Origin of the sequence: Streptomyces caeruleatus (assembly GCF_001514235.1) — a bacterium.
In the GTDB taxonomy this organism is placed as follows: Bacteria; Actinomycetota; Actinomycetes; order Streptomycetales; family Streptomycetaceae; genus Streptomyces; species Streptomyces caeruleatus.
In genome coordinates, this window is the sequence record NZ_KQ948935.1 from 261,279 (window position 1) to 286,586 (window position 25,308).

Genomic DNA, 25,308 nt, shown 5'->3' on the forward strand with positions numbered 1-25,308 from the left:
TTTCTGACGTGATGTCAGAGGATCTCTCCTCTGGCACGACGTGAGAGAAGAGGGGGCCGCATGACCGTCACTCAGCGCCGGGGCCGGAAGATCATGATGACGCCCGGTGAGCTGGACGAGTTCCTCACCACCCAGCGCACCTGCCGGGTCGCCACGGTGTCCACCGATGGCTTTCCGCATGTCAGCGCCCTGTGGTTCGCCTGGGACGGCACCTCGCTGTGGCTGTACTCGGTCGTCCGCAGCAAGCGGTGGGCCGATCTGTGCCGCGATCCGCGGGTCGCGATCGTGATCGACACGGGTGAGGAGTACGAGCAGCTGCGCGGCGTCGAGCTGTCCGGCACCGTCGAGTTCGTGGGCGAGAGCCCTCGCGTCGGCGAGCTGCGCGCCGAACTCGACGTCCCCGAGACGCTGTTCGCGCGCAAGAACTTCGGCCTCGACGAGATGCCGCACGACGGCCGGCACGCGTGGGTGCGGCTGACGCCGGAGAAGATCGTGTCCTGGGACTTCCGGAAGCTGGGCACGCCCTAGGCCCGGCCCGGCGGATCAGGCCGGCGTCGTGGGCGGCGTCAGGAGACCTTCTCCCCCGCCTCCCGCAGCGCCCGCACCGCCGCCCGGATGGACGGGCGGCGGTCGGCGTCGGCACGCCAGACGACGTACACATGCCGTCGCACCCGCTGCTTCAACGGCACGGTCACCACTCCGGCGGGCATCGGATGGCGGCCGAGCAGTGGCGCGATGCACACGCCGAGTCCGGCCGCCACCAGCGCGAGCTGGGTGTGCGTCTCGGGGGCGCGGTGGCCGAGCAGGGGCTCGATGCCCTTGGAGCGCAGGGTGAACATCAGCCACTCGTGGCAGAACTCGCCCTCGCCCCAGGTGATCCACTCGTCCTCGGCGAACTCGGCGAGGTCCACCTCGTCCCGGTCGGCGAGCCGGTGACCGACCGGCATCGCCACGTCCGCCGGGTCGTCCAGGATGTGCGCCTTGACCAGGCCCTCGGGCAGCGCCATCGGCTTGTTGTACCAGTCGAGGACGACGGCCAGGTCGAAGTCGCCGCGGATCACCCCGGCGATGCCGTTCTCCGGCTCCAGTTCGCAGGAGCGCACACGCAGCGCGGGGTGCTCGGCGCGCAGGGCGGAGAGTGCGGCCGGGAACAGGCCGCGCGCGGCGGTCGGGAACGCCGTCAGTCTCAGTTCGCCGACGACCTTGCCGCGCTGCGCCTCCAGGTCGGACTGGGCCAGCTCGACCTGCGACAGGATGCGCGAGGCGTGCTCGGCGAGCAGCCGTCCCGCGTCCGTGAGCCGGACGCCCCGGCCGTTCTTGGCGAGCAGCTGCTGGCCCACCTCGCGCTCCAGCTTGGACATCTGCTGCGAGACGGCGGACGTCGTGATGTGCAGCCCCTCCGCCGCGCCGCTGACCGAGCCGTGCCGGGCGAGGGCGTCGAGGGTGCGCAGGCGCTCCAGGTTCAACATGTAAGCAATGCTACGAGATATCGCGTGCGAAATCTCGATTGTGCTACGAAGTCATGTGCCGCATCGTTGCCGCCATGACCACTGCCGCCGTCTCGCGCGTTCCCGCCGATTCCGCTCCCCGCCCCGGCTCCCGCCCTGGCCATCGCCCTCGCGCGCGCCTCGACTGGCGTCTGCGTTTCGCCGCCCTCTCGTTGATCTGGGGGTTCAGTTTTCTGCTGATCAAGGTGGGCACCCAGGGATTCGCCCCCTTCCAGGTGACCCTCGGGCGGCTGGTGTTCGGTACGGCGGTACTGGCGGCCGCGATGGCGGTGAAGCGGGAGCGGTTGCCGCGCGGGGCGCGTACATGGGGGCATCTGACGGTCGCCGCGTTCTTGCTGAACGCGCTGCCGTTCTCGTTGTTCGCGTACTCCGAGCTGACGATTCCCTCCACCCTGGCGGGTATCTGCAACGCGACCTCGCCGCTGTGGGGCATGACCCTGTCCCTGGTCGCGCTCTCGGAGGACCGGCCGACTCGGGTCAGGGTGGCGGGGCTCGGGGTCGGGTTCCTCGGGGTGCTCACGGTGCTCGGGGCGTGGCAGGGGTTTCATGGGCTGGATGCCACGGGGACGGTGATGGCGCTGCTGGCGTCGTTGAGCTATCCGATCGGGTGGATATACGTCCGCCGGACGCTGGCCGGGTCCCGTGAATCGCATCTGTCGCTCACGGGGGCGCAGTTGTTGCTGGCGACGGTTCAACTGGCTGTGGTCACGCCCGTGTTCACGTCCCTGCCCAGCGGCTTTGCGGTGGTGCCTCTGCTGGCGGTCGTGGGGCTGGGGGCGCTCGGTACGGGGCTTGCGGTGCTGCTGCAGTACGGGTTGGTGGCGGAGGTGGGGCCGACGACGGCTCAGATGGTCACGTACTTCATTCCGGTCATCGCCACGGCTGCGGGGGTTGCGGTGCTGGGGGAGTCGCTGAGCTGGTCGACGCCGGTTGGTGCGGTGGTCGTTCTTGTGGGGGCGGCGCTTACTCAAGTGAAGCGCGCCTAAGGGGGTGGGGGCGTGGGAGTGTTGGCGTGCGCAGGCCGTGTGTGGTTGATCGCGCCCACGCGGCGGAGCCGCATGTCAACACAGCCCCGCGCCCCCAAGAAGGGCTGGCCGCACCCCTCCTGTCTAGACGTAACCCCTTGTCGGCGCTGGGCCCACCGCCGTCGCCACCGCATCCGCCAGGGGGGCCACCTCCTCGGCGGCAAGCGTCGCGATGGTGATGCGGATACCGGGCGGTGCGCTCATGCGGAAGCGGGCGCCCGGAGCCACCGCCCAACCCGCGTGCAGCAGGCGGGAGACGGCGCCCGTCTCGTCGGGGACCGGGATCCAGACGTTGAGGCCGCTGCGGCCGTGGGCGGTGATGCCCCGGTCCGACAGGGCCGCGATCAGTGGGTCCCGGCGGGCGGCGTACGCCGCTGACACGGCCTTCGGGTCCACGGCGCCCTCGGCCCACAGCCGGACCAGGGCACGCTGGGTGAGGCGGCTGACCCAGCCGGGGCCGAGGCGTTGGCGGCCGCGTACCCGGTCGACCGTGACGGGGTCGCCGGTGAACACGGCGAGGCGCAGGTCGGGGCCATAGGCCTTGGCGGCCGAGCGGACGAACGCCCAGGTGCGGGTGGTGCCGGTCAGGGTGTGCAGGGGCAGGTCGACGATGCCGTGGCCGTGGTCGTCCTCGATGAGCAGGACGTCCGGGTGGGCCTTCAGCACGGAACGCAGGGCACGCGCGCGTGCGGCACTCACGACCGCTCCTGTCGGGTTCTGCGCCCGGTCGGTGACGATGAGGGCGCGTGCCCCCGCCTCCAGGGCCCGGCGCACGTCGTCCGGGAGCGGGCCCTCGTCATCCACACCGACCGGGGCCGTCCGCAGTCCGACGGCCGGGACGAGGTCGAGCAGGCTGCCCCAGCCGGGGTCCTCGACGGCGACGGTGTCGCCGGGCTTGAGGTGGGCCGCGAGCACGCGCTCGATCATGTCGAGCGAACCCGAGGTGACGGCGATCGGTCCGTCCGGAACGCCGTCGGCGTCGAACGCGGCCCGCGCGGCACGCGCCAGTTCAGGTTCCACGGCCGGGTCCCCGTACATGACCGGCTCCCGGTCGTTCTCCTCGGCGGCCGCCGCGTACACCCGGGCCAGCCGTGGGAGCAGCAGCGGGTCCGGGTTGCCGGTCGCCACGTCCCGGACGCCCTCCGGTACGTCCACCCGGATGGACTCGCGCGCGGTCGTGGCCGGTTTGGGCCGCACTCGGCTGCCCCGCCGCCCGGCCGTCTCGATGACCCCGCGCTCCCGCAGGATGCGGTAGGCGGCCGCGACGGTGTTGGGATTCACGCCGAGCTCCACCGCCAACTCCCGCATGGGAGGCAGAAGTTGGCCCGGCTCCAGCTCGCCGGCACCCACCGCGCGTTCGACGCTCGCCGCGATCTCCGCTGCACGGCGCCCTTCGATCCGATATCCTCCTAGCACAAAGCAGATTATGCACTAGTGCAATAGCGGGTGCAAGAGCGCACCCGAACGCAAGGGAGACCGTCATGCAGGGGACCGAGACGCCGACATCGCCGGCCGCCGTCTACACGCCGACCGACCGCACCGTCCCCACCCGTTCCCCGAACCGGGCGTCGTACGACAAGGAACTGGTGCACGCGATACTCGACGAGGCCTACGTCTGCCACCTCGGCTTCGTCCGCGACGGCGCGCCGGTCGTGTTGCCGACGCTGTACGGCCGGGTCGGCGAGACGCTCTACGTCCACGGCTCGACGGGTTCGCGCCCGCTGCGGATGACCGGGCAGGCGGACCCGGGGCTTGCGGTGTGTCTGACGGTCACGCACGTCGACGCGCTGATCCTGGCCCGCTCGGCGTTCCACCACTCGATCAACTACCGGTCCGTGGTGGTGCACGGCACCGCGTACGACGTGACGGACCCGGAGGAGAAGCGGGTCGCTCTGGACGCGCTGGTCGATCACGTCGTGGCCGGCCGGTCCCGTGACTCGCGGCCCGCCAACAAGAAGGAACTGGCCGCCACCGCCGTCATCCGCCTCGACCTGAACGAGGTCTCCGCCAAGCTCCGCACCGGCGGTGTCAACGACGAGCCCGAGGACCTCGCCCTCCCCCACTGGGCCGGCGTCGTCCCACTGCGCAAGGGGTACGGCACGCCGGTCGGCGACCCCGGCCTGGCGCCCGGCACCGAACTCCCCGGCTACCTCGGGGCCCTGTGATGCTGATCCACCCCTGGGACGCGCCCCGTGAGGACGCCGAATGGCAGCGGTGGCTGGCCGTCCACGACTTCGGGCAGCTCGTCGTCAACGGCCTGGACGGCGAACCGCCGCACGTCCAGCCGCTGCACTTCGCGTACGACGGCGAGCGCGGCGAGGCCGTCACCCACCTGGCCCGGCCCAACCCGATCTGGCCCGCGCTGCTGGCGCGTCCCGAGGTCGTGCTGAGCGTGGTCGACGACTACGTCTATGTGCCCGGCCCCTGGCAGGCGGACCCGGACGTCGCGTCCGAGCACGGCGTGCCGACCAGCTTCTACGCGGCCGTCCAACTCCGCTGCCGCGCCCATGTCGTGGACGACCCGGCTGAAAAGGCCGAGCTGCTCAACCGCCAGGTCGGTCATTTCCAGCCCGAGGGCGGCTCGGCGGAAGTGGCGGTCGGCGAGGCCCCGTTCGGCCGCCTCCTGTCCGGAATTCGCGGTCTGCGCCTCGAAGTCACCGGTGTCCGCGCCAAGTTCAAGTACGCGGGCCGGCGGACGGAGGAGGTCCAGGACCGGATCGCCGTGCAGCTGACGCAGCGGGCGGGTCCGGGCGACGTCGAGGCGCGCGAACACATGCTGCGCCGCCGCCCGGCCTGAGCGGAGGACGCCCCCGGTTTCCGCCGCGCGGTGCGGGGGCGTCCCCTGGTGTCAGGCCGGCAGCCGCCCCGCGCCCCGGGCCTCCGCCAGAGCCAGCCCGGTGACGGACCCGAGCATCAGCAGGGTGCCCGCGAGGGTCGCGGTCGTCAGGTGCTCGCCGAGGAGGACGACGGCGAGCACGGCCGCGCTGACCGGCTCCAGCAGCATGATCACGGAGACCGTGGCCGACCGTACGGCGGCCGCGCCCGCGAAGTAGAGGGCGTACGCGAGCGCCGTCGGGACGGCCGCGATGTAGATCAGGAGCCAGCCGAGCCGGACGGGTTCGGTGGTGTGCGGCACGAGTCCTTCGGCGAGGGCGAAGGGCAGCAGGCTGAGGCTGGTGACCGCGAAGGCCCACAGGGACGTACTGGCGGCGTCGGTCCCGCCGTCGCGGCCCCACTTGCGGGTGAGCAGGGTCATCACGGAGTACGCGGCCGCGGACACCAATGCCAGCAGCACCCCCAAAGGCCGCACGGTCGCGCCCTCGCCGCCGAGTGCCAGCACCGCGAGACCCGCGAGCGCACCGGCCACGGCCGCGACGCCGCCACGGCCGAGCCGCTCGCCCAGGGTCAGCCGTGCGCCGAGCGCGATGAACACGGGCCCGGCGCCGAGGGTGACGACGGTGCCCACGGCGAGCCCGGTGGCGTCCACCGCGGCGAAGTAGGCCGTCTGGAACACGGCGAGCCCGATGCCCGTGGCCCCGGCCCGCAGGACCTTGCGGCCGAGAGGCTCGGACGCTCCGGTGCCCCGAAGGGGGCGCGGGCGCAGGAGGCGGACGGCGAGCAGCAGCACGAAGCCGGCCGCGCAGCGCCAGAAGGAGAGGGCGATCGGCCCCATGTCACTGGCCCGGTAGACCAGGGAGGCGGCGGCGCCCGCGGTGCCCCATGCGGCACCGGCGACGATCAGACAGAGAAGGCCACGCCCGATGGGCAGGCCGGAGACAGCAGCGTTCGACACGAGTTTCTCTCCGCAGACATGCAGAAGTTCTGGAAGGACCGCGGCTCAGCGGGGTCCGTGGACTTCGTCTGCGGGCAGCACCGTTCCGCCCGGCGTGACGCCGGGCGGGCGTTCCGGAGGGCCCGCCTCAGGCGGCCGGAGGCGGAAGAACGAGCGTCGAAGGCATGTTCGGCACCTTATGCGAGCGTCGAGCGGGTGGACAAATCCCTGTCCGGCCCACCGCTCGCCACCGGCTCGGGCGAGCCCTTCGCGGGCGCCGACGACTGCGCGATGAAGGCGCCGGCCAGGACGATCGCCCCGCCGACGAGCTGTGGGGCGGAGAGGTGCTCGCCGAGCAGGACCCAGGCGAGGACGGTCGCGATGACCGCTTCGAGGCAGGCGACGACACCGGCGACCTGCGGCGAGAGCCGGCGTACGGAGACGACGCCGGTGACGTAGGCGATGACGGTCGCCACCAGGACGATCCAGGACAGCAGCAGGGGCGCCGCGACCGGGGTGCCGTTCATGTACGCGGTGCCGCCCAGCACGGACCAGTCCATCGTCCAGGGACGTGCCACGACCGTGAGGACGCTTGTGCCGACCAGGAGGCCGTACGCGATGACGCCCAGCGGGTCGGGGGCGCCGGCGCCGGAGTCGCTGCCCTGGTCGGACAGGACGAAGTAGCCGACCTGGCAGCAGGCGGCGCCAAGCGCGAGGAGCAGGCCGAGCGCGTCGAAGCTCAGCCCCGACCAGACCTCGACGACACAGGCGAGCCCGCCGACCGCGAGGACGACACCGAGCGCGGCGGCGGGCGTGACGGGCCGTCGCTGCACGAACCGCACCCAGCCGAGGACCAGCGCCGGGGCGAGGTACTCGACGAGCAGCGCCACCCCGACCGGGATGCGGGATATCGAGGCGAAGTAGAAGGCCTGGACGCCGGCCACGCCGAGCAGTCCGAACCCGGCGAGCAGCGCGGGCCTGCGGCGCAGCAGCGCCCGATGGCGCACGGCGAGCGGCAGCATCACGAGGGCCGCGCCGGCCACGCGCAGCCACACCACGTGGAGCGGGTCGAGCCCCGCCTCGATCAGCGGCTTGGCCGCCACCCCGGATCCGCCGAAGGCGACCGCCGACACCATCGCCAGACCGAGCCCGACGCCCTTGCCCCGGCCGGCCGCACTGCTCTCAGACATACGCACCGGCACATGATGGCAGGCGATGACATGAGCGTCACCCCCAATGACACCTGTCTCGCCGAGTGGACAGTGAGGGGGAGGGACGTCGATCTAGAGAGCGGTGTCGCCGTCACCTACGCCGCCACCGCCGCCGCCACCGACGGCGTACTCGTCCCGGCGTTCGTCGATCCGGGCCCGCAGCACTGCCGCGTCGATGCCGGCCCGGGCGAGCACCTCGACGGCGCGGGCCTGCGGGTCCGCCACGATCGCGGCGAGCAGGTCGATGCCACGGGCCTGCGGGTCGCCGCGCCGGGCGGCCCGTCGGGAGGCGTGCTCCATCGCGCTCGCGGCCAGCGGCGAGAAACCCTCGCCGTCCCTCAGCACGGGTACGGCGCCGGAGTCCTCGACGGTGCCTTGCCAGCGCAGCCCGTAGCCGATGGTGCGTTGCACGAGGTAGCCGAGGAGGCGGGCGATCTGCGGCCCCTCGCCGAAGACGGCGTACACATCCCGGTCGTGCTCCAGGAGCGAGTGCAGCAGTTGAGCCGAGTCGATCTGCCGGTCCCCGTCCCTGACCGCCCGGCGGCGGGCGCCCGAGACCACCGCTGCCAGCTCGTCACTGAGCCTGGCACCGTCCGCGACGGCCGGGCGCCGACGGTCCTGCTCCTGGGCCGACTGCCGGGGAATACGGGGTTGCACATCCCCTACCCCATCAACCACTTCGAGCCGGGTCATCCCCGGGAGGAAGCATTCTCGCGTCCCACGCGGAGTGGACCCGGTGGGCCGATATCTCCTCCCTACGGATGAGATCACGCCGAACACCCCTGAGAGGCGCGCGCCGTCTTGCCCTGGGCCCTTCGCGCGTCTCCACATTTCCTGACGGTTCATCAGTATTGAATGTTCCAGGCCCCGGGGCTACGTTCCGCGACACCGTAGCCCGATACGAAGGGGTGGTCGCATGGCCGAAGTCAGCGCCGAGGCACGCATCGAGGCACCGGCCGAGAAGGTCTGGGCACAGCTGACGGACTGGTCGGCGTACGGCGAGTGGAACGCGACCCACACCAGCTTTCCGGGCGGCGGCCCCTCGGCCCTCGAAGTGGGCGGGACCTTCCAGGAGAACATGAAGCTGATGGGGTTCCCGGCGGAGGTCGAGTGGACCATCGAGGAACTCAAGCCGGCACGGGTGCTCGCCATTCGCGGCAAGGGCCCGATGGCGGTGACCGTGGCCACGCGCTACACGCTGACGCCGGTCGGCGACGGCGGGGGCGGGGGCGGGGGCGCCACGACGGTCCGGATCGACGGGGAGTTCACGGGCGCGGCCGTGTCGCTGATGGCGGGCAAGCTCAAGGACTCGGCCACGGCGGCGCTGAACGAGTCACTGCGCAAGCTGGCCGGCCTGGTGACCTGAGCGCCCCCGGCGCACACCCCTGACCCCGGCCGGCGCGCACCCGCGGCACCCTGGCCGCACACGCGCCACCTCGACAGACGAAGGCGCCCCGCGGTTCAGCCCACGGGGCGCCTTCACTCGGGGCGGACCGGCCGCCGGCCCGACTCAGTCCTCATCGGCGAGGATGAGATACAGCCTCTTGCGGGCGTCGTTGATGACGGTCAGCGCCTTCTCGCGCTGCTCCTTGCTGCCCGTCTTCCAGACCTGCCCGAAGGCCTCCATCAGCCCGAAGCCGGCCTGCCGGATCTCGCCGAGGGCCTCCCAGTCGACGCCGCGGGAGGCTTCCTCCCAGGGCGCCTCGGGCCCCGCCTCGGCCGCCTCGCGGCCCGACTCCGTGAGCGAGAACAGCTTCTTGCCGCCTTCGCTCTCGCTGACGATCAGCCCCTCGTCCTCCAGCAGCTGGAGGGTGGGGTACACCGAGCCGGGACTGGGCTTCCACGCCCCGCCGCTGCGCTCGGCGATCTCCTGGATCATCTCGTAGCCGTGCATGGGGCGGTCCTTCAGCAGGGCGAGGATCGAGGCGCGCACATCACCGCGCCGCGCCCTCCCTCGCGGGCCACCGCCCCGGCCGCCCTTCGGCCCCCAGGGGCCGGGCCCGAACCCGGGTCCGCCGAAACCACCGGGGCCGCCCGGACCGAAGGGCCCGAACGCGCCACGAAGGCCTTCGAAGCCGCCTCGGCCGTGGTGACCGTGTCCACCATGCCCACGCTCGAATCCATGGGAACGCATCGCCATCACTCCATTCCATCGTTGATCTGTCGCGATGCTTCAACGATATATCGGAATAGTTCGCATGGCAAGACCCATCGAGGCCCAGGCAACCGCCGTGCGCCCTTCCCGTGCTCTACTGCCGCCATGGCGCTCCTGCTGCTGGACCTGGACAACACGCTGGTCGACCGGGACGCGGCGTTCCGTGATGCCGCCGCCGACTTCCTCGCCGAGCACGGCCTGCCCGCCTCCGACCTCGGCTGGGTGACGGCCACGGACGCCGGCGGCTACACCCCGCGCCCCGAGCTGGCCGCGGCCATGACCGGCCGATACGGCAGGGCGGTGCCGGACACCGCCATCCGCTGTCTGCTCGACACCGGCGTCGCCGACCGCGTCGTCCTGGCGCACTCCACCCGCCGGGCACTGGAGCGGGCCCGGGCCGCCGGCTGGACGTGCGTGGTCGTCACCAACGGCCGGGTCGTCCAGCAGGAGGCGAAGATCCGCACCACCGGGCTGGACCGGCTGGTCCAGGGCTGGGTCGTCTCCGAAGCCGTGGGCCGCAAGAAGCCCGAACCGGAGATCTTCCAGGCAGCGGCCGCGACCGTCGACGTCCCCCTGACCGGCGCCTGGGTCATCGGCGACTCACCGCACGCCGACATCGCGGGCGCCGACGCGCTGGGTCTGCGGAGCGTGTGGGTGACGAACGGACGCGACTGGACCGAGGGGTCCTACCGCCCCACGCATGCCGCCCATGACGTGGCCTCCGCCATCCGCCACGCCGTCGCGGCGCCCCGCTGAGCCACTGCGTCCCTGTCAGCACCGATACACCTGCCGAAAAACGGTCCAGCGCCCCCGAATTGGCCTTGGCCGTCCCCTCCCCCACCCCCCTAGCGTCAGCGTCATGCGGATTCGAATCGTCGACGCCTTCACCGACCGTCCCTTCGCCGGAAACCCGGCCGGGGTCCTGCTTCTCGACGGCTTCCCGGACGACGACTGGCTCCAGAACGTGGCCATGGAGGTCAACCACGCCGAGACGGCGTTCGCGCACCGGCTGCCCGAGGGCGGGGAGGCCGACTGGGCGCTGCGGTGGTTCACACCGGTCACCGAGGTGGCGATGTGCGGACACGCCACGCTCGCCACGGCCCATGTGCTGCACAGCACCGGCGCCCACCGGGGACCCGTGCGGTTCGCCACCCGCAGCGGGGTGCTCGTCGCCACGCCTGGCGAGGACGGCTCGATCACGCTGGACTTCCCGACCGCCCCGCTCACACCCGTCGAGGTCCCGGCCGGGATCGCGGACGCGCTGGGTTCCGAGCCGCTCGTCGCCTTCGACACCGGCCCGAACGTCGGCGACCTGCTCGTCGAACTCGCCGACGAGAAGACCGTGCACGCCCTGTCCCCCGACCTCAGGGCCCTCGGCGCCCACTCCGAGCGCGGCATCATCGCCACCGCCCGCGCCGAGCACCCCGCGCGGGGCTACGACTTCGTCTCCCGCTGCTTCTTCCCGAACGTCGGCATCGACGAGGACCCGGTCACCGGCAGCGCCCACACCGCCCTCGCCCCCTTCTGGACCGAGCGCCTCGGCCGGGCCGGGCTCACCGGCCTCCAGGCGTCCCCCCGCTCCGGTCACGTCCGCACGGAGCTGCGCGGCGAACGCACGCTGCTGAGCGGCCGCGCGGTGACCGTGATCGAGGGGGAGCTGCTGCTCGCCTGAACCGGCTCACGCGGTCGGGAGCCACCCGACCTTCCCGGCCAGCAGCGCGTACCCGACGAACGCCCCTATGTCGAGCAGGGAGTGCGCCACGACCAGGGGGCCGACCCGGCCCCAGCGCCGGTACAGGTACACGAACACGACGCCCATGGCCATGTTGCCGATGAAGCCGCCGATGCCCTGGTAGAGGTGGTACGAGCCGCGCAGTACGGAGCTGGCCACCAGCGCGGTGCCGGGCGTCCAGCCCAGCTGGCCCAGCCGGCGCAGCAGATAGCCGACGACGATGACCTCTTCCAGGACGGCGTTCTGCAGCGCCGACAGGATCAGTACCGGGTATTTCCACCACACGTCGGGGAGGGCCTCGGGCACCACGGTGAGGTTGAAGCCCAGGCCGCGGGCGGCCAGGTAGAAGGCGATTCCGGTGCTGCCGATCACCGCGGCGACGGCCGCTCCCCGGCCGAGGTCCGGCCAGGGCCGGGTGCGGTCGAAGCCGAGGGTGCGCAGGCTCCGGCCCTCGCGCAGCAGGAAGTGCGCGACGAGGGCGACGGGGATCAGGGCGGTGGTGATGCCGAACAGCTGCCACGCGAGGTCGAGCCAGGGGCGGCCGGGGGCGGCCGAGGCGTTGAGGGTGGCCGCCTGGTCCTTGAGGCCGCCCGGCTTGGTGACCGAGCCGACAAAGCTGATCAGGGCGGACACACCGCTCGCACCGAGCGACAGGCCCAGGACGAGCAGCGTCTCGTCACGGAGGATCCGTCGCGAGGGCCGCTCATGAGGAAAAGATTCGGCCATGGGGCCTGCCTCGCCCTGCACACCTGCCTCCAGTGAGTATGTCCGCCTCGTCCGCGACAGGGAGGGGCACCACCGTCATGGGACGTCACAGCTTGCCCGATCAGTATGGGCGGGGCGACGTCGACCCCCTCGACGCGACGGTGCGCAGGAGGCCCCAGGCACCCCCTGCGCACCGCCCCGTACCGGCCGTCACCCCAGCGGCACCGGCTCCAGCAGGCCGACCGGCCAGGTGTGGACCGGATCGCCGCGGTGCATGAGCTCGCGGTAGCGGCGGGTCGTGGCCGCGAGGGCCGCGTCCCTCGTCAGGCCCGCCTCCAGGGCCTGGTGGAAGGTCGCCGCCTGCCAGGACGCGCCGTTCGTCCGCCTGCGGCACCGCTCCTCGATGACACCCAGGTAGAAGTCGCGGTCGGCCCGCTCGACGCCCCACGCGTTGAGGCCGACCTCGGCCAGCGGCAGCAGTTCGTCGCGTACGAGGCTCACCGCGTCGACCTCGGTCGTCCCGCTGTACCGCCCCCGCCGGGGCCAGCGCAGCCGCGCGTCGATGCCGTGCTTGCACGCCGCGTCGAAGTTGGCGGCGGCCGCCTCGAAGGGGAGCCGGGTCCACACGGGCCGTGACTCCTCGGCGAGGGCGCGGACGACGCCGTAGTAGAAGGCCGTGTTGGCGATGACGTCCGTGACGGTCGGCCCCGCGGGCAGGACGCGGTTCTCGACGCGCAGGTGCGGGACGCCGTCGGCGACGCCGTAGACGGGCCGGTTCCAGCGGTAGACGGTGCCGTTGTGCAGGACGAGTTCGGCGAGCGTCGGGGTGCCTCCGGCGTCGATGATCTCGAGCGGGTCCTCCTCGTCGCAGATCGGCAGCAGGGCCGGGAAGAACCGCAGGTTCTCCTCGAAGAGGTCGTACGCCGAGCTGATCCACCGCTCCCCGAACCAGGTGCGCGGCCGTACGCCCTGGGCCTGGAGCTCGGGCGGCCGGGTGTCCGTGGACTGCTGGAACAGCGGCGGGCGCGACTCCCGCCACAGCTCGCGTCCGAACAGGAACGGCGAGTTGGCACCCACGGCGACCTGCGCGCCGGCGACCGCCTGGGCGGCGTTCCAGACGTCGGCGAAGCGGCCCGGGGTGACCTGGAGGTGCAGCTGTACGGAGGTGCAGGCGGCCTCGGGGGCGATGGAGCCGGAGGTGCAGGTCAGGTGCTCCACGCCGTCGATGTCGAGCGTGAAGTCCTCGCCGCGGGCGGCCACGATCTGGTCGTTGAGGAGGGTGTAGCGGTCGACGGCGGAGAGGTTCGAGGAGACCAGGTCGTCCCTGTCGAGGGTCGGCAGAATGCCGATCATCACGATTCCCGCGTCGAGCTCACCGGCTTTTCGGTCGGCATATGCCAGTGACGTACGGAGTTCCTCCGCGAGCTGGTCGAATACCCGGCCCTGGAGCGGGTGTGGGGCTATGTTCACTTCCAGGTTGAACATGGCGAGTTCTGTTTGGAAATCGCGGCTCGCGATCCGCTCCAGCACCTGCATGTTCAGCATTTTCGGCATGCCGTCGGCGCCGGTGAGGTTCAATTCGATCTCCAGCCCCATCAGGTTCCTGGGGCGGTCGAACCGCTTCTCCTCCAGCAGCCTCTCCAGGCCCGTCAGACACCGCCGCAGCTTCTCGCGGTAGTGCTGGCGATCGGACAGATCGAACCGACCTGCCACGACCTTCTCCCCCATCGAAGCTTCCCTCCTCGGATGGGCGGGCCGAGTTTACGGCCGCCGGTGTCCCGGGTCAGGTGGGATGATGCCCAGCCGACGCGATCGATAACGTCCCGCTTCGACCCGGCGCCCGCTACTCTGTCGGACGTGACCGGCGGCACATTCACCAGGCATGCGGCACTCCGCAGTTGCGGACTCCGCACGAACTCGTGAAAAACGCCGACGAGAATTGGCCGTCCGCGCCCGGGATATTTTTCGAGGTCATCGCCGTATGATCGGTCGGCACTCAGGATGATTCCCGCATATCACCGGCCGAATGAACCCTTGCCGGGTGCACCGATATCGGCTAGATGAAACATCGTCTGAACACTCGTCGTATAAACTCCGCAATCAAGGCAGAGGGTTGGCGCCCACGGTCCCAGGAGTCCTGCCGTCACGTCACGTACGGCAGACCCCACTCACCCCCCTCGCGCTTCCCGACCCCGGCCCCCGCCTCTCTGACCCCCGTGAGCAGACAGCGCCGTCCGCCCCCGTCACGCCCTCGCGCCACCGGCTCTCCGAATGAGAGGCGACCCACCATGCCGCTGCATGTTCCCCCGGCTCCCGCGCCCGCACTTCGCTCCGTCCTCACCGCCCTCGGCTCGCCCACCGCGGTCAGTGAGGCCCGAACGCCCTCCCTGCGCGCCGCACAGGGGCCCGCCACACCCGAACTCCCGCTGCCCGTGCACGTCCTGGACGAGATCACCCCGGCCGGGGTGACCGCGACCCGGCTGGCCGGCTGGCGCTTCCTGATCCGCTGCGGGGAACGCGCGGTGGCCGCGGCCGAGACCCGGCTGACCCCGGACGGCTGGACCTTCTCGCACTTCTTCGAGGGGCCCTACGTCGCGTCCACCGAGCGGGCACTCCAGCAGGCCGAGACGATCGCGCAGCCCTACCAGCCGCGTCTGCTGTCGTTCCCCGGCCTCTACATGCTCACCCTGTGGCTGCACGGCGACTGCACCGCGGACGGCGCCACCGGCCACCCCGCCGCCACGGACATCCTCGTGCCGCTGGCCCCGGCACCGCCCGGCATCGCGGCCCACCTGCCGCTGCGGGTCGCCGAGCTGCTCCCGGTGCTGACCCACCGGGCGACACCGGCCCCACTGCCGCCCCTGCCTCCCCTGCTGGGCTCCCCCGCCTGACAGCGCACGGCGCGAGCGCCTCCGTACCCCGTCACCCGTTTTCCGGGCGGCGGGGTACGCCGCTGTCCGGCCGCGGGATTAGGCTCGTATCGGACAACAGGAAATCGAGCAACGTAAACACGCAATGGTTTCGCTCGCGCGAGCGACAATACGCTCGAACGAGCTCCCCAGGGCTTCCGGGCCACCCGGACTAGCCCCATCCGACCACGCAGAACCACCCGAAGTGACAGTGGAGTTGGGATGAACCGTCGGCGCCGCCGACGCGTCATCAACCTGTGAGAAAGCGGTGCTGCGAAATCCCTGCGGATTGACGCCCGTGGGGCAACACTGGGTTCCGACCGACTAATCACAACGGGGGGCGGCCATGAACGAAGCTTCACGCCGCGAAACAGACACGACAGCCACCACCGTCACGACATCCACCTCAACCGCCACAACAGAGCGAAAGATCCCCTCCATGTGCCAGCACCAGCTACCGTGCCCCTCAGCCGACTCCGCCGACCGGGAATCCGCCCGTCTCGTGGCGCACCACCCGGAGCAGGGATGGAGCCTGCTGTGCAACGGTGTTCTGCTCTTCGAGGACACCGGTGAGCTCCTGCCGGACGGCCAGATCATCGCCCCGCACCGTCCGCTGGGCACCGGCAAGGTGATGACCGCCGCGTGACGCCTGCCCGGCGTCACACCACCGGGCGGAGTGACGAACGCCCGGCGTACTCCCAGGGGCCGGTCGCAGACCCTGACTGCGAGCCGGCCCCCACGTGTATCGGGAGTCAGTCACTCACCGTAGCCGGAGGCTACTTCAACGCTTCCCGCAGCGCGAAGTACGCCGGCTTCGGGCGCAGCTGTTCGTCCCACGGCAGCGCGGCGCCCTCGCCCGGGAAGACCGCCGGGATCCAGCTGTACTTGTCCGTGTAGTCCCAGACGGTGATACCCACGCACCGGCGCACCGCCAGACAGGCCTCGGTCATGTCCCGGTACCAGTCGGCCTGCTGGGCCAGCTTCTCCTCGGTGACGGGCAGCTGCATCCGTACGTCGACCTCGGTGAGCGCGGTGTCGAGGCCGAGCCGGGAGAAGCGGCGGAGGTTGTCCTCCAGGGTGGTCGGATAGCCGTACTGGAGTGCCAGATGGGTCTGGAGGCCGAACCCGTGCAGCGGGACGCCCTGTGCCCTCAGCTCCTTGGCCAGTCTGTAGTAGGCGTCGCTCTTGGGGCCGATCGCCTCGACGTTGTAGTCGTTCAGGTACAGCCTGGCCTTCGGGTCGGCCTGGTGGGCCCAGCGCAGGGCGTCGGCGATGTAGCCGGGGCCGAGCGTCTTGTAGAAGACCGTCTCGCGGTACGTGCCGTCCTCGTTGAAGGCCTCGTTGACGACGTCCCAGGCGTAGATCTTGCCCCGGTAGTGCCGTACCTCGGTCTGGATGTGCTTCTTCAGTACGGCCCGCAGCTCGGGCGCCGTCCACTCGCGGCCGGTGACCCAGCCGGGCAACTGGCTGTGCCAGACGAGGGTGTGGCCGCGTACCTTCTGGTGGCGGGCGCGGGCGAGGTCCACGATCTCGTCGCCCTTGGCGAAGTCGAACACGCCCTGCTGGGGCTCGGTGGCGTACCACTTCATGCCGTTGCCCGGCGTGATCTGGTCGAACTCGCTGCCGAGGAGCGCCTTGTACGGCTCGTCGACGAGTTCGGGGTTGTCGGTCGCGCTGCCGAAGTAGCGGCCGTGGCGCTGGGCGAGGTCGGCGAGGGTGGGCGGCTCGTGCCGTGCCTGGGCGGGCGGGCCCGCGCCGATCCCGGCGGCGACCAGGAGCGCGGCGAGGGCGCCGACGAGTCTGAGACGGTTCTTGCGCATGGTGCGACTCCTCACGGTGCGGATGTGTGGGTAGCCGTACGTCCGCCTGCGCGTCACCCCTTGGTGGCGCCGGCGGTGAGGCCGCCGACGAGCTGGCGCTCGGCGACCGAGTAGAAGGCGAGTGCGGGGACCATGGCCAGCACCAGGTAGGCGAAGACGCGGGCGTAGTCCGCGGCGTACTGGCCCTGGAACTGCTGGACGCCGACCGGGATGGTCCACCAGGTGGAGTCGGTGAACACCAGCAGCGGCAGGAAGAAGTTGTTCCAGCTGGTGACGACGGCCAGGACCGAGACGGTGCCCAGCGCGGGCCGCGCCATGGGCAGCAGCACGCGCCAGAAGAACCCGAAGGAGCTGCACCCGTCGAGCGTGGCCGCCTCCTCCAACTCGCCGGGAATGTCCCGGAAGAAGCCGCGCAGGATGATGATGGTCATCGGCAGTCCGAACGCGGCCTGGGGAAGGATCACGCCGAGCGGGTTGTCCAGCAGGTCCATGGAGCGCAGCAGCAGGAACAGGGGCAGGGCCGCGACCGCGAACGGGAACATCAGGCCCATCGTGAAGAGGGTGAACAGTCCCTCCCGGCCGCGGAAGGCGAACCGCGCGAAGGAGAACGCCGAGAGCGCGGAGACGGCCACGACCAGCACGGTCGTACCGATCGCGATCAGCGTGCTGTTGCCGATCAGCCGCCAGAAGTCGCCTGAGCCGAGGATGTCCGTGTAGTTGCCGGTCACCCAGGACTCGGGCAGACCGACCGGGTTGCGGGAGAGTTCGTCGGTGGACTTGAAGCCGGACAGCACGGCGTAGAGCAGCGGCACGACCATCACCGCGCCGACGAACACGAGGATCACGTGCAGCGGCAGGTTCCTTCTGTTCCGCCTGTCCGACCTTGCCGTCACTTGCCGCCTCCCCGCATCGTCGTGGTGGCTCCCTGGAGGTCGCGGCGGAGCACGAACCGCTGGTAGGCGAGGGCGAAGACGAGGCTGATGCCGAACATGGCCACGCTGATCGCGCTGGCGTAGCCGACCTGGTAGCGCTTGAAGCCGTACTGGAACAGGGTCACGGCCATCGTCTCGGAGTGGTGGTCGGGGCCGCCCGCGGTGGTCACCCAGACCAGGTCGAAGAGCTGGATCGACCCGATGACGGACAGGAACACGCTGATCCGCAGGGTGGGTGCGAGGAGCGGCAGGGTGACGTTGCGGAAGCGCTGCCAGGCGCTCGCGCCGTCGATGAGTGCGGCCTCGGTCAACTCCCGGGGGATGGACTGGAGTCCGGCCAGGTAGAGCATCATGTGGAAGCCGAAGTACTTCCACGTCATGACCAGGAACAGGGTGGCCATCACGGTGGACGGGTCGGCGAACCACTCGCCGCCGAGCCCGTCGAGGCCGACGCCGCCGAGGATCTGGTCGGCGAGGCCGTCGTCGGGGGCGAAGATCATGCCGAACAGGACGCCGGTGATCGCCTCGGACAGGACGTACGGGCCGAAGAACAGCATCCGGTAGAACGCCCGGCCGCGCAGCCTCTGGTTGAGGAGTACGGCCATGGCGAGCGCGAACGGCAGCTGGATCGCGAGGGACAGGACGACCAGGACCAGGCAGCGCCACAGGTCGCCGAGGAAGACGGGGTCGTCGAGGAGACGGGTGAAGTTGTCGGCGCCGATGTAGTCGGACGGCATGCCGAAGCCGCCCCAGCGGAAGAAGGCCGCGTACAGGGCGAACAGCATGGGCAACAGGACCAGGACGAGGAAGAGCACCAGCGCGGGCACCTGGAAGGCGACCGCGGTGAGCCAGTGCAGCAGCCGGCGCCGGGCCCGCCCCCGGGCCGCGCCGGCCGGCGGGGGCGGAAGGTCGACGCCGGGGCCGGGCTGCTTGTCGGCGGACGGCAGGAACGTGGAGGTCATCGCCGGCTACTGCTCTTCCTTCGCGGTCCGCGTGATCGCCTCGGTGACCTGTTGCGGGGACTTGGACCCGGCGACGAGCCCGGCGACGCTGTCGTTGACCTCCTGGCCGACGGCGGGCGCGTAGGCCTGGTCGAGGTAGAGCTGGAAGCCGGTGGCGGCCTTCAACTGTGCTTGTACGGCCTTGATGTTGGGGTCGGTGATGGCGCTCTCGGCGGCGGGGACGACGGGGAGGACGCCGGTCTTCTTGACCAGTTCCGCGTCGGTCGCCTCGGAGGCGAAGAACTTCAGGAAGTCGACGGCGGCCTGCGGGGCCCCGCTGCGCAGGGCGTGTCCGCCGCCTCCGCCGAACACCTCGGTGATGCTGCCCTTGCCGCCGTCGACCGCGGGGAACGGGAAGAAACCGAGGTCGTCGCCGAGCCCCTTGCCGGCGTCGGCCTGTACGACCGGGGCCCACTGGCCCATGAGTTCCATCGCCGCCTTGCCGTTGCCGACGGCCGCGGCCTGCCCGGTGGGGGTGGAGTAGGCGGCGCCGAGGAAGCCCTTCTGGAACGGCTGGAGGTCGACGAGCTCCTGGAGGTGCTGTCCGGCCTGGACGAACGGGTCGCTGGTGAAGTCCTTGTCGTCGTACGCCTTCTGGAGGGCTGCGGCGCCCGCGGTGCGCATCGAGAGGTAGGCCCAGTAGTACATGCCGGGCCACTTCTCCTTGCCGGCCAGGGCGAGCGGGGTGGTGCCCTTCGCCTTCAACTTCCGTACGGCGTCGAGGAATCCGCTCCAGGTGGCCGGCGGCTCGGCTATGCCCGCGTCCTTGAAGAGCGCCTTGTTGTACCAGAAGCCGATCATGCCGATGTCGAACGGGATGCCGTACACCTTGTCGTCGAGGAGGTACGGCTCCTTGGCGACCGGCAGCAGGCCCTCGGCGAAGTCCTTGGTGCGGTCGGTGAGGTCCTCGACGAGACCGGCGTCGACCTGCTGCTTGAGGACGCCGCCGCCCCAGGTGTGGAAGATGTCGGGGAGCTTCCCGGAGGCGGTCAACGCCGTCATCTTCGACTTGTAGGCGTCGTTCTCCAGCTGGACGATCTTCACCTTGACCTTGGGGTTCTGGGCCTCGAACTTCTTGGCCAGCGCCGCCCAGACGCCCTTCGTCGGCTCGGTCGTGGAGATGTTCCACCACTCGATGGTGGTCGTGCCGTCCGACGACCCTCCCTCCGAGTCGCCGCCGCAACCGCTCAGTGCCGTCATGCCCACCCCGGCCGCGGCGGAGACCGCCAGGAAGCCTCTGCGGGACAGTCCCGGGTCGCCCATCATGCGCTCCTCGAAAGTTTCGGTCCTGATCCAGAAAGCTGCGTTGCTGCCGCACCCTAGAGACAGCTTTCAAACGGTGGCAACCCCTTGGACACAGTGAATCTGCCGCTGATCGTCAAGACAGAGGCAGCGGCTGGGGAGCGAGCGAAACATTCGATTCGGCTGGCGATCCTTACGGGACCCCGCTACAGCCCCACGTCGCGGCTGCGGATGTCCTCCAGGGACTCGCGGCGGATCAGCAGCCGGGCCCTGCCGTCGTCCACGGCGACCACCGGCGGGCGGCCGACCAGGTTGTAACCGGAGGCCATGGACAGGTGGTAGGCGCCGGCCGCCGGGACGGCCAGCAGGTCCCCGGGCCGGATGTCGCCGGGGAGTTCAACGTCGTCGGCCACGACGTCGCCCGCCTCGCAGTGCCGGCCCACCACGGTCACCGCGGCCGGGGCGGCGGCGCTGTGGCGCGGGGACTTGGCGTTGCCGTGCAGCACGATCCGCTCCGGCGGAAACCCGGTGGTGACCGCCAGCTCCAGCTCACCGGCCGAGCAGACGTCAAGACCGAGGCCCTCCTCGGCCACCCAGCGGGCCATCGCGCGGCACAGGAAGGCCTTGGCCGCGTACAGGACGTCGGCTTCGGGGAAGGCGAGGCGGTAGGTGCGGCAGCGTTCGCGTACCTCGTCCTCGTCGAGGACGTAGACGGGCGTACCGAAGCGGTCGGCGACCTCGGCCAGCGGCACCCCGCCGACGGTGAGTTCGCCCTGCCGGGGCTCGACGGCCGAGGCGGGCCACACCGAGAGCGCATCGGCCGAGGCGGTGACGGCGGGTTCGTGCAGGGTGGTCATCGGGGGTCCCCCTGCAGCGTGAACTGCCGTGCCGCCGGCTGTCGCACGGGCTCGGCGTCGGCCGGCGTGGCGGGGGCCGGGGCGGGTGCGCGGAACTGGGGGTCGAGCGTGACGGTGGTGACGCCGAGGGGCGCGGTCAGGGCGCGCAGGGCCGGCTCGGCGAGCCGGATCCAGGGCTGGTCGGGGCCGAGGGTCGCGGTCAGCCGCCGCAGCGAGGTGAACCCCACGGCCGTACGGTCGCCGAGGGGTGTACGGAACAAGCGGGCCGCACAGGCGGCGGGTCCCGGCCGGACCGGAACGTACAGGGGGCCGGCCGGGAACCGATCGGAGGGCTCGGGGTCCTCGTCGGACAGGATGTCTGCCATGGATGCCTCCGTGAGGGGCGGGCGAGTACCTTGACGGCCCCGGACGCGGGGAGGCGGACCGGGGCTCGACACCGACGCTATGCCCGGTGCGGCGGGGTCCCCCATGCCTCATGACGTGATGCTGACGGAGATCCGACGGACGTTGACGGGATGCTGACGCCGGAGAGCGCCGCCGTCCTGAAGCGACCCGACCCTGCCGAGCCGCTACGAAGCCACCGCCGCCGGTGTCTCCGGCTCCCCCGGGTTGCGCCCCCGTGCCATCCGCAGGCTCAGCACCATGGTGAGGCCGCCGCCGGGTGTGTCCTCGGCGTTGATCGTGCCGCCCATGGCCTCGGCGAAGCCGCGGGCGACCGCGAGGCCGAGACCGACTCCGGCGCCGCGCGGGGCGTCGCCGTAGCGCTGGAAGGGCTCGAAGATGCGTTCCTTGGCGTCGTCGGGGACGCCCGGTCCGCGGTCGACCACCCGCACCTCGACGCGGTCGGCGAGGGCGCTGGCAAAGACCAGCACCGGCTCGTCCTGGCGGCTGTACTTGACGGCGTTCTCGACGACGTTGGCGACGACGCGCTCCAGCAGGCCCTTGTCCACGGAGACCATGGGGAGGGTCTCCGGGATGTCCAGTTCCACGCTGAACTCCGGGAGCCCGCCGAGCGCCATCGGCACCACCTCGTCGAGGTCGATCTCGCGGATCAGCGTGGTGACCGTGCCGGTCTGCAGGCGGGACATGTCCAGCAGGTTGCCGACCAGGTGGTCCAGGCGGTCGGCGCCCTCCTCGATGGCCTCCAGCAGTTCCGCCCGGTCCTCCTCGGACCACTCGACGTCGTCCGAACGCAGCGAGGAGACCGACGCCTTGATCCCGGCGAGCGGGGTGCGCAGATCGTGGCTGACGGCGGCCAGCAGGGCCGTACGGATCCGGTTGCCCTCGGCGAGTTCCTTGGCCCGGCCGGCCTCGTGCCGCAGGCGCCTGCGGTCCAGGACGACGACGGCCTGGGCGGCGAAGGCGGCAAGCACCCGGCGGTCCTCGGCGGGCAGCACCCGGCCGGTCAGCGCGAGCGCCATGTGGTCGCCGACCGGCATGTCGGCATCCGCCTCCTCCGGGCTCCGGCAGGGACGGGGGCCCACGCTGCCCGCGCAGGTCCAGGGGGCGACGTCGCTCTGCCGTTCCAGCAGTGCCACCGACACCATGCCGAAGGTCTCACGGACGCGTTCGAGCAGCGCCTCCAGGCTGCTCTCGCCGCGCAGCACGTTCCCGGCGAGGAAGGAGAGGATCTCCGACTCGGCGCGCAGCCGGGCCGCCTGGTGGGTGCGGCGGGCGGCGAGGTCGACCACGGAGGCCACCGCCACCGCCACTCCGACGAAGATCGCGATGGCGACCATGTTCTTCGGGTCGGCGATGGTCAGCGTGTGGACGGGCGGGGTGAAGTACCAGTTCAGCAGCAGCGAGCCCACCACCGCCGAGGCCAGTGCCGGCAGCAGGCCACCGAGGAGCGCCGCCGCCACCGTCAGTGTCAGGTACAGCAACATGTCGTTGGCGAGGCCGACTTCGGGCGCGACGTGCGTCAGCAGCAGGGTGAGCAGGACCGGGCCGAGCACTCCGACGAGCCAGCCCCGGACGATCCGGGACCGGCCGAGGCGCGCTCCGCGGGCCACGGGCAGTCCGCGTCCCTTGCCCGCCTCGTCGTGGGTGATCAGGTGGACGTCGAGGTCGGGGCCGGAGTCCCGGGCGACCGTGGCGCCGACGCCGGGTCCGAGGACGTACTGCCAGCTCTTGCGACGGGAGACGCCGAGGACGATCTGGGTGGCGTTCACTCCACGGGCGAAGTCGAGCAGCGCGTTGGGGACGTCGTCGCCGACGACGTGGTGGAAGGTGCCGCCGAGGTCCTCCACCAGCTCGCGCTGCACGGCCAGTTCCTTCGGTGACGAGGACGTCAGCCCGTCGCTGCGGGCGATGTAGACGGCCAGCACCTCGCCGCCGGCGCCCTTCTCCGCCAGCCGGGCGGCGCGGCGGATCAGCGTCCGTCCTTCCGGGCCGCCGGTGAGCCCCACGACGATCCGTTCCCTGGACCCCCATATCGTCGAGACCTCGTGCTCGCTGCGGTAGGCGTTGAGGTACTCGTCGACCCGGTCGGCCACCCAGAGCAGGGCCAGTTCGCGCAGCGCGGTGAGGTTGCCGGGGCGGAAGTAGTTGGAGAGGGCGGCGTCGACCTTGTCGGGCCGGTAGATGTTGCCGTGCGCCATGCGCCGCCGCAGGGCCTGGGGCGACATGTCGACCAGTTCGATCTGGTCGGCCCGGCGGACCATCTCGTCGGGCACGGTCTCCTGCTGCCGGACGCCGGTGATGGACTCGACGACGTCGCCGAGGGACTCCAGGTGCTGGATGTTGACGGTCGATATGACGTCGATTCCGGCCGCCAGCAGCTCCTCGACGTCCTGCCAGCGCTTGGCGTTGCGCGAGCCGGGGATGTTGGAGTGGGCCAGCTCGTCTACGAGCGCCACCCGGGGACGCCGGGCCAGCACGGCGTCGATGTCCATCTCCGTGAAGGAGGTGTCCCGGTACTCCAGTTCCCTGCGCGGGGTCTGTTCCAGGCCGTGCAGCATGACCTCGGTGCGCGGCCGGCCGTGGTGCTCCACGAAGGCGACCACGCAGTCCGTGCCGCGCTCCACGCGCCGGTGCGCCTCGGACAGCATCGCGTACGTCTTGCCGACGCCCGGTGCCGCACCGAGGTAGATCCGAAGCCTGCCGCGTGCCATGTTCACCCTTCGAAGCGGTAACCCATGCCGGGTTCGGTGATGAGATGGCGGGGGTGTGAGGGGTCCGCCTCGAGTTTCCGCCGCAGTTGGGCCATGTAGACCCGCAGGTAGTTGGTCCGGCCGCTGCGGGAGCTGCCCCAGACCTCCTGGAGCAGGTGCTTCTGTGTGATGAGGCGACCGGGGTGGGTCACCAGGATCTCCAGCAGATGCCACTCGGTCGGGGTGAGGCGGATGTCGCGGCCGCCCCGGACGACTTTCTTGGCCAGCAGGTCGATGGTGAACCCGGCCGTCTCCACGCGCGGTGTCACGGGGACCGGGGACGTCACCTCGGTACGGCGGACGGCGGCCCGCAGCCGGGCCATGAGCTCGTCCATGCTGAAGGGCTTGGTGACGTAGTCGTCGGCGCCCGCGTCGAGTGCGGCCACCTTCTCGGCGGAGGCCCAGCGGGCCGACAGCACCAGGATCGGCATCCGGGACCAGCCGCGCAGGGCCCTGATGACGTCGAGCCCGTCCATGTCGGGCAGGCCGAGGTCGAGCATGACGACGTCCGGCTGCCGCGCGGCCGCCAGCCGGAGGGCCGTGGTGCCGTCGGGCGCCGCGTCCACTCCGTACCGGCGTGCCTGCATGGTGATCACGAGTGCTCGTACCAGCTGGGGGTCGTCTTCCACGACCAGCACCCGGGTCATCGGTCAGTCGCCCTCGGTCAGTGCCCTGAGCGCGACGTTGAGTTCGAGGACGTTCACGCGCGGCTCACCCATGAAGCCGAGCGTGCGTCCGTCGGTGTGCTCCTCGACCAGCTTGCGCACCTGGTCGACGGGGAGGCCGTTCCGCTCGGCGACCCGGTGCACCTGGAGGTCGGCGTACCGCGGCGAGATGTCGGGGTCGAGTCCGGAGCCGGAGGACGTGACCGCGTCGGCGGGCACTTCGGCCGGAACGACCTTGTAGTCGGCGGTGGAATTGTCCTTGACGACCTTGGCCTTCGCCTCCTTCACCCACTTGATCAGTTCGGGGTTGTCACCGGAGCGGTTCGTGGCACCGGAGAGGATCAGCCGGTACTGGGTGTTGACCGAGTTCACACCCAGTCCGTTCGCCGGGCGGGGCTGGAAGTAGTCCAGGCTGTAGCCCTGTTGACCGATCAGCGAGGAACCGACGACCTTGCCGTCCGCCTTGATCTCGGAGCCGTTCGCCTTGTCGTCGAAGAGGGCTTGGGCCACACCTGTGACGGCCAGCGGATAGAGCACGCCTGTGAGCACGGTCAACACCAGCAGCGCCCGCAGGCCCGCGGCCAGCAACCGACCGGTGTTCACAACGGAGTTGTTCATGATG

Annotated in this window: 26 protein-coding genes; 9 read left to right on the plus strand and 17 right to left on the minus strand. The window is 71.1% G+C overall.

Annotated features, from left to right (window positions below; genetic code table 11):
- Positions 1 to 60 precede the first annotated feature (60 nt).
- Positions 61 to 528 carry a pyridoxamine 5'-phosphate oxidase family protein gene (locus AQJ67_RS32760; RefSeq protein ID WP_062722972.1) on the plus strand — a complete coding sequence of 156 codons (468 nt, stop codon included), beginning with the start codon at positions 61 to 63 and terminating at the stop codon, positions 526 to 528.
- A gap of 38 nt (positions 529 to 566) precedes the next feature.
- Here the strand turns inward: AQJ67_RS32760 and AQJ67_RS32765 are convergent, their stop codons facing one another.
- Entirely contained in the window at positions 567 to 1,469 is a 903-nt protein-coding gene (locus AQJ67_RS32765; RefSeq protein WP_062722973.1) for a LysR family transcriptional regulator, read from the minus strand.
- A gap of 38 nt (positions 1,470 to 1,507) precedes the next feature.
- Here AQJ67_RS32765 and AQJ67_RS32770 point away from each other — a divergent pair, with 38 nt between their 5' ends.
- Positions 1,508 to 2,494: a DMT family transporter gene (locus tag AQJ67_RS32770; protein WP_062722974.1), complete on the plus strand. Its 987-nt coding sequence runs from the start codon at positions 1,508 to 1,510 to the stop codon at positions 2,492 to 2,494.
- Positions 2,495 to 2,617: 123 nt separating this feature from the next.
- Here AQJ67_RS32770 and AQJ67_RS32775 read toward each other — a convergent pair whose 3' ends face one another.
- A complete protein-coding gene (locus AQJ67_RS32775; RefSeq protein WP_062722975.1) occupies positions 2,618 to 3,949 on the minus strand; it encodes an aminotransferase class I/II-fold pyridoxal phosphate-dependent enzyme in 1,332 nt (443 codons plus the stop codon).
- A gap of 65 nt (positions 3,950 to 4,014) precedes the next feature.
- Between AQJ67_RS32775 and AQJ67_RS32780 the strand changes: the two genes are divergently transcribed.
- Both AQJ67_RS32780 and AQJ67_RS32785 read left to right on the plus strand, forming a co-directional pair.
- Positions 4,015 to 4,698, plus strand: coding sequence for a pyridoxamine 5'-phosphate oxidase family protein (locus AQJ67_RS32780; protein ID WP_062722976.1), 684 nt, complete (start codon positions 4,015 to 4,017; stop codon positions 4,696 to 4,698).
- Entirely contained in the window at positions 4,698 to 5,330 is a 633-nt protein-coding gene (locus tag AQJ67_RS32785; protein WP_062722977.1) for an FMN-binding negative transcriptional regulator, read from the plus strand. Before AQJ67_RS32780 ends, AQJ67_RS32785 begins: the two co-directional genes overlap by 1 nt.
- Before the next feature lie 51 nt (positions 5,331 to 5,381).
- On the opposite strand, the gene AQJ67_RS32790 is transcribed toward AQJ67_RS32785, so the two are convergent.
- From AQJ67_RS32790 to AQJ67_RS32800, 3 genes are all read right to left on the minus strand, one after another.
- Positions 5,382 to 6,326, minus strand: a complete 945-nt coding sequence (locus AQJ67_RS32790) for a DMT family transporter (RefSeq protein ID WP_062722978.1) — start codon at positions 6,324 to 6,326, stop codon at positions 5,382 to 5,384.
- A 176-nt stretch (positions 6,327 to 6,502) separates the two neighbouring features.
- On the minus strand, positions 6,503 to 7,495 hold the full coding sequence (locus tag AQJ67_RS32795; RefSeq protein WP_425264196.1) for an EamA family transporter: 993 nt from the start codon (positions 7,493 to 7,495) through the stop codon (positions 6,503 to 6,505).
- 93 nt (positions 7,496 to 7,588) lie between these two features.
- On the minus strand, positions 7,589 to 8,173 hold the full coding sequence (locus tag AQJ67_RS32800; RefSeq protein WP_062722980.1) for a Clp protease N-terminal domain-containing protein: 585 nt from the start codon (positions 8,171 to 8,173) through the stop codon (positions 7,589 to 7,591).
- Between the two features lie 259 nt (positions 8,174 to 8,432).
- On the opposite strand from AQJ67_RS32800, the gene AQJ67_RS32805 reads away from it, so the two are divergent.
- On the plus strand, positions 8,433 to 8,882 hold the full coding sequence (locus tag AQJ67_RS32805; RefSeq protein ID WP_062722981.1) for a type II toxin-antitoxin system Rv0910 family toxin: 450 nt from the start codon (positions 8,433 to 8,435) through the stop codon (positions 8,880 to 8,882).
- A gap of 144 nt (positions 8,883 to 9,026) precedes the next feature.
- Here the strand turns inward: AQJ67_RS32805 and AQJ67_RS32810 are convergent, their stop codons facing one another.
- The gene (locus AQJ67_RS32810) at positions 9,027 to 9,650 is read right to left on the minus strand and encodes a PadR family transcriptional regulator (protein ID WP_062723029.1); all 624 of its coding nucleotides are present in this window, start codon (positions 9,648 to 9,650) and stop codon (positions 9,027 to 9,029) included.
- A gap of 126 nt (positions 9,651 to 9,776) precedes the next feature.
- Between AQJ67_RS32810 and AQJ67_RS32815 the strand changes: the two genes are divergently transcribed.
- On the plus strand, positions 9,777 to 10,427 hold the full coding sequence (locus AQJ67_RS32815; RefSeq protein WP_062722982.1) for an HAD family hydrolase: 651 nt from the start codon (positions 9,777 to 9,779) through the stop codon (positions 10,425 to 10,427).
- A 103-nt stretch (positions 10,428 to 10,530) separates the two neighbouring features.
- Positions 10,531 to 11,343 carry a PhzF family phenazine biosynthesis protein gene (locus tag AQJ67_RS32820; RefSeq protein WP_062722983.1) on the plus strand — a complete coding sequence of 271 codons (813 nt, stop codon included), beginning with the start codon at positions 10,531 to 10,533 and terminating at the stop codon, positions 11,341 to 11,343.
- A 6-nt stretch (positions 11,344 to 11,349) separates the two neighbouring features.
- On the opposite strand, the gene AQJ67_RS32825 is transcribed toward AQJ67_RS32820, so the two are convergent.
- Both AQJ67_RS32825 and AQJ67_RS32830 read right to left on the minus strand, forming a co-directional pair.
- On the minus strand, positions 11,350 to 12,129 hold the full coding sequence (locus AQJ67_RS32825; RefSeq protein WP_244190644.1) for a CPBP family intramembrane glutamic endopeptidase: 780 nt from the start codon (positions 12,127 to 12,129) through the stop codon (positions 11,350 to 11,352).
- Between the two features lie 189 nt (positions 12,130 to 12,318).
- Entirely contained in the window at positions 12,319 to 13,836 is a 1,518-nt protein-coding gene (locus tag AQJ67_RS32830; RefSeq protein ID WP_062722985.1) for a glutamate-cysteine ligase family protein, read from the minus strand.
- 560 nt (positions 13,837 to 14,396) lie between these two features.
- Here AQJ67_RS32830 and AQJ67_RS32835 point away from each other — a divergent pair.
- Together AQJ67_RS32835 and AQJ67_RS32840 are read left to right on the plus strand one after the other, a co-directional pair.
- Positions 14,397 to 14,999, plus strand: a complete 603-nt coding sequence (locus AQJ67_RS32835; RefSeq protein ID WP_062722986.1) for a hypothetical protein — start codon at positions 14,397 to 14,399, stop codon at positions 14,997 to 14,999.
- 457 nt (positions 15,000 to 15,456) lie between these two features.
- Complete coding sequence (locus AQJ67_RS32840) at positions 15,457 to 15,663, plus strand: DUF5999 family protein (protein WP_062722987.1); 207 nt, start codon at positions 15,457 to 15,459, stop codon at positions 15,661 to 15,663.
- A gap of 130 nt (positions 15,664 to 15,793) precedes the next feature.
- On the opposite strand, the gene AQJ67_RS32845 is transcribed toward AQJ67_RS32840, so the two are convergent.
- The 9 genes from AQJ67_RS32845 to AQJ67_RS32885 form a co-directional block, all read right to left on the minus strand.
- Positions 15,794 to 16,837 (minus strand): endo-1,4-beta-xylanase, encoded by a 1,044-nt coding sequence (locus AQJ67_RS32845; protein ID WP_062722988.1) that lies wholly within the window; start codon positions 16,835 to 16,837, stop codon positions 15,794 to 15,796.
- A 53-nt stretch (positions 16,838 to 16,890) separates the two neighbouring features.
- A complete protein-coding gene (locus AQJ67_RS32850) occupies positions 16,891 to 17,655 on the minus strand; it encodes a carbohydrate ABC transporter permease (protein ID WP_244190652.1) in 765 nt (254 codons plus the stop codon).
- Between the two features lie 71 nt (positions 17,656 to 17,726).
- Positions 17,727 to 18,731 carry a carbohydrate ABC transporter permease gene (locus AQJ67_RS32855; protein WP_062722990.1) on the minus strand — a complete coding sequence of 335 codons (1,005 nt, stop codon included), beginning with the start codon at positions 18,729 to 18,731 and terminating at the stop codon, positions 17,727 to 17,729.
- A 6-nt stretch (positions 18,732 to 18,737) separates the two neighbouring features.
- On the minus strand, positions 18,738 to 20,033 hold the full coding sequence (locus AQJ67_RS32860) for an extracellular solute-binding protein (RefSeq protein WP_062722991.1): 1,296 nt from the start codon (positions 20,031 to 20,033) through the stop codon (positions 18,738 to 18,740).
- Between the two features lie 185 nt (positions 20,034 to 20,218).
- The gene (locus AQJ67_RS32865; protein WP_062722992.1) at positions 20,219 to 20,869 is read right to left on the minus strand and encodes a type III PLP-dependent enzyme domain-containing protein; all 651 of its coding nucleotides are present in this window, start codon (positions 20,867 to 20,869) and stop codon (positions 20,219 to 20,221) included.
- Positions 20,866 to 21,234, minus strand: coding sequence for an SAV_915 family protein (locus AQJ67_RS32870; protein WP_062722993.1), 369 nt, complete (start codon positions 21,232 to 21,234; stop codon positions 20,866 to 20,868). The genes AQJ67_RS32865 and AQJ67_RS32870 overlap by 4 nt, the downstream gene beginning before the upstream one ends.
- A gap of 204 nt (positions 21,235 to 21,438) precedes the next feature.
- On the minus strand, positions 21,439 to 23,982 hold the full coding sequence (locus AQJ67_RS32875; RefSeq protein ID WP_062722994.1) for a sensor histidine kinase: 2,544 nt from the start codon (positions 23,980 to 23,982) through the stop codon (positions 21,439 to 21,441).
- 2 nt (positions 23,983 to 23,984) lie between these two features.
- On the minus strand, positions 23,985 to 24,668 hold the full coding sequence (locus tag AQJ67_RS32880) for a response regulator (protein ID WP_062722995.1): 684 nt from the start codon (positions 24,666 to 24,668) through the stop codon (positions 23,985 to 23,987).
- A 3-nt stretch (positions 24,669 to 24,671) separates the two neighbouring features.
- Entirely contained in the window at positions 24,672 to 25,304 is a 633-nt protein-coding gene (locus AQJ67_RS32885) for a potassium-transporting ATPase subunit C (RefSeq protein WP_062722996.1), read from the minus strand.
- Positions 25,305 to 25,308 lie beyond the last annotated feature (4 nt).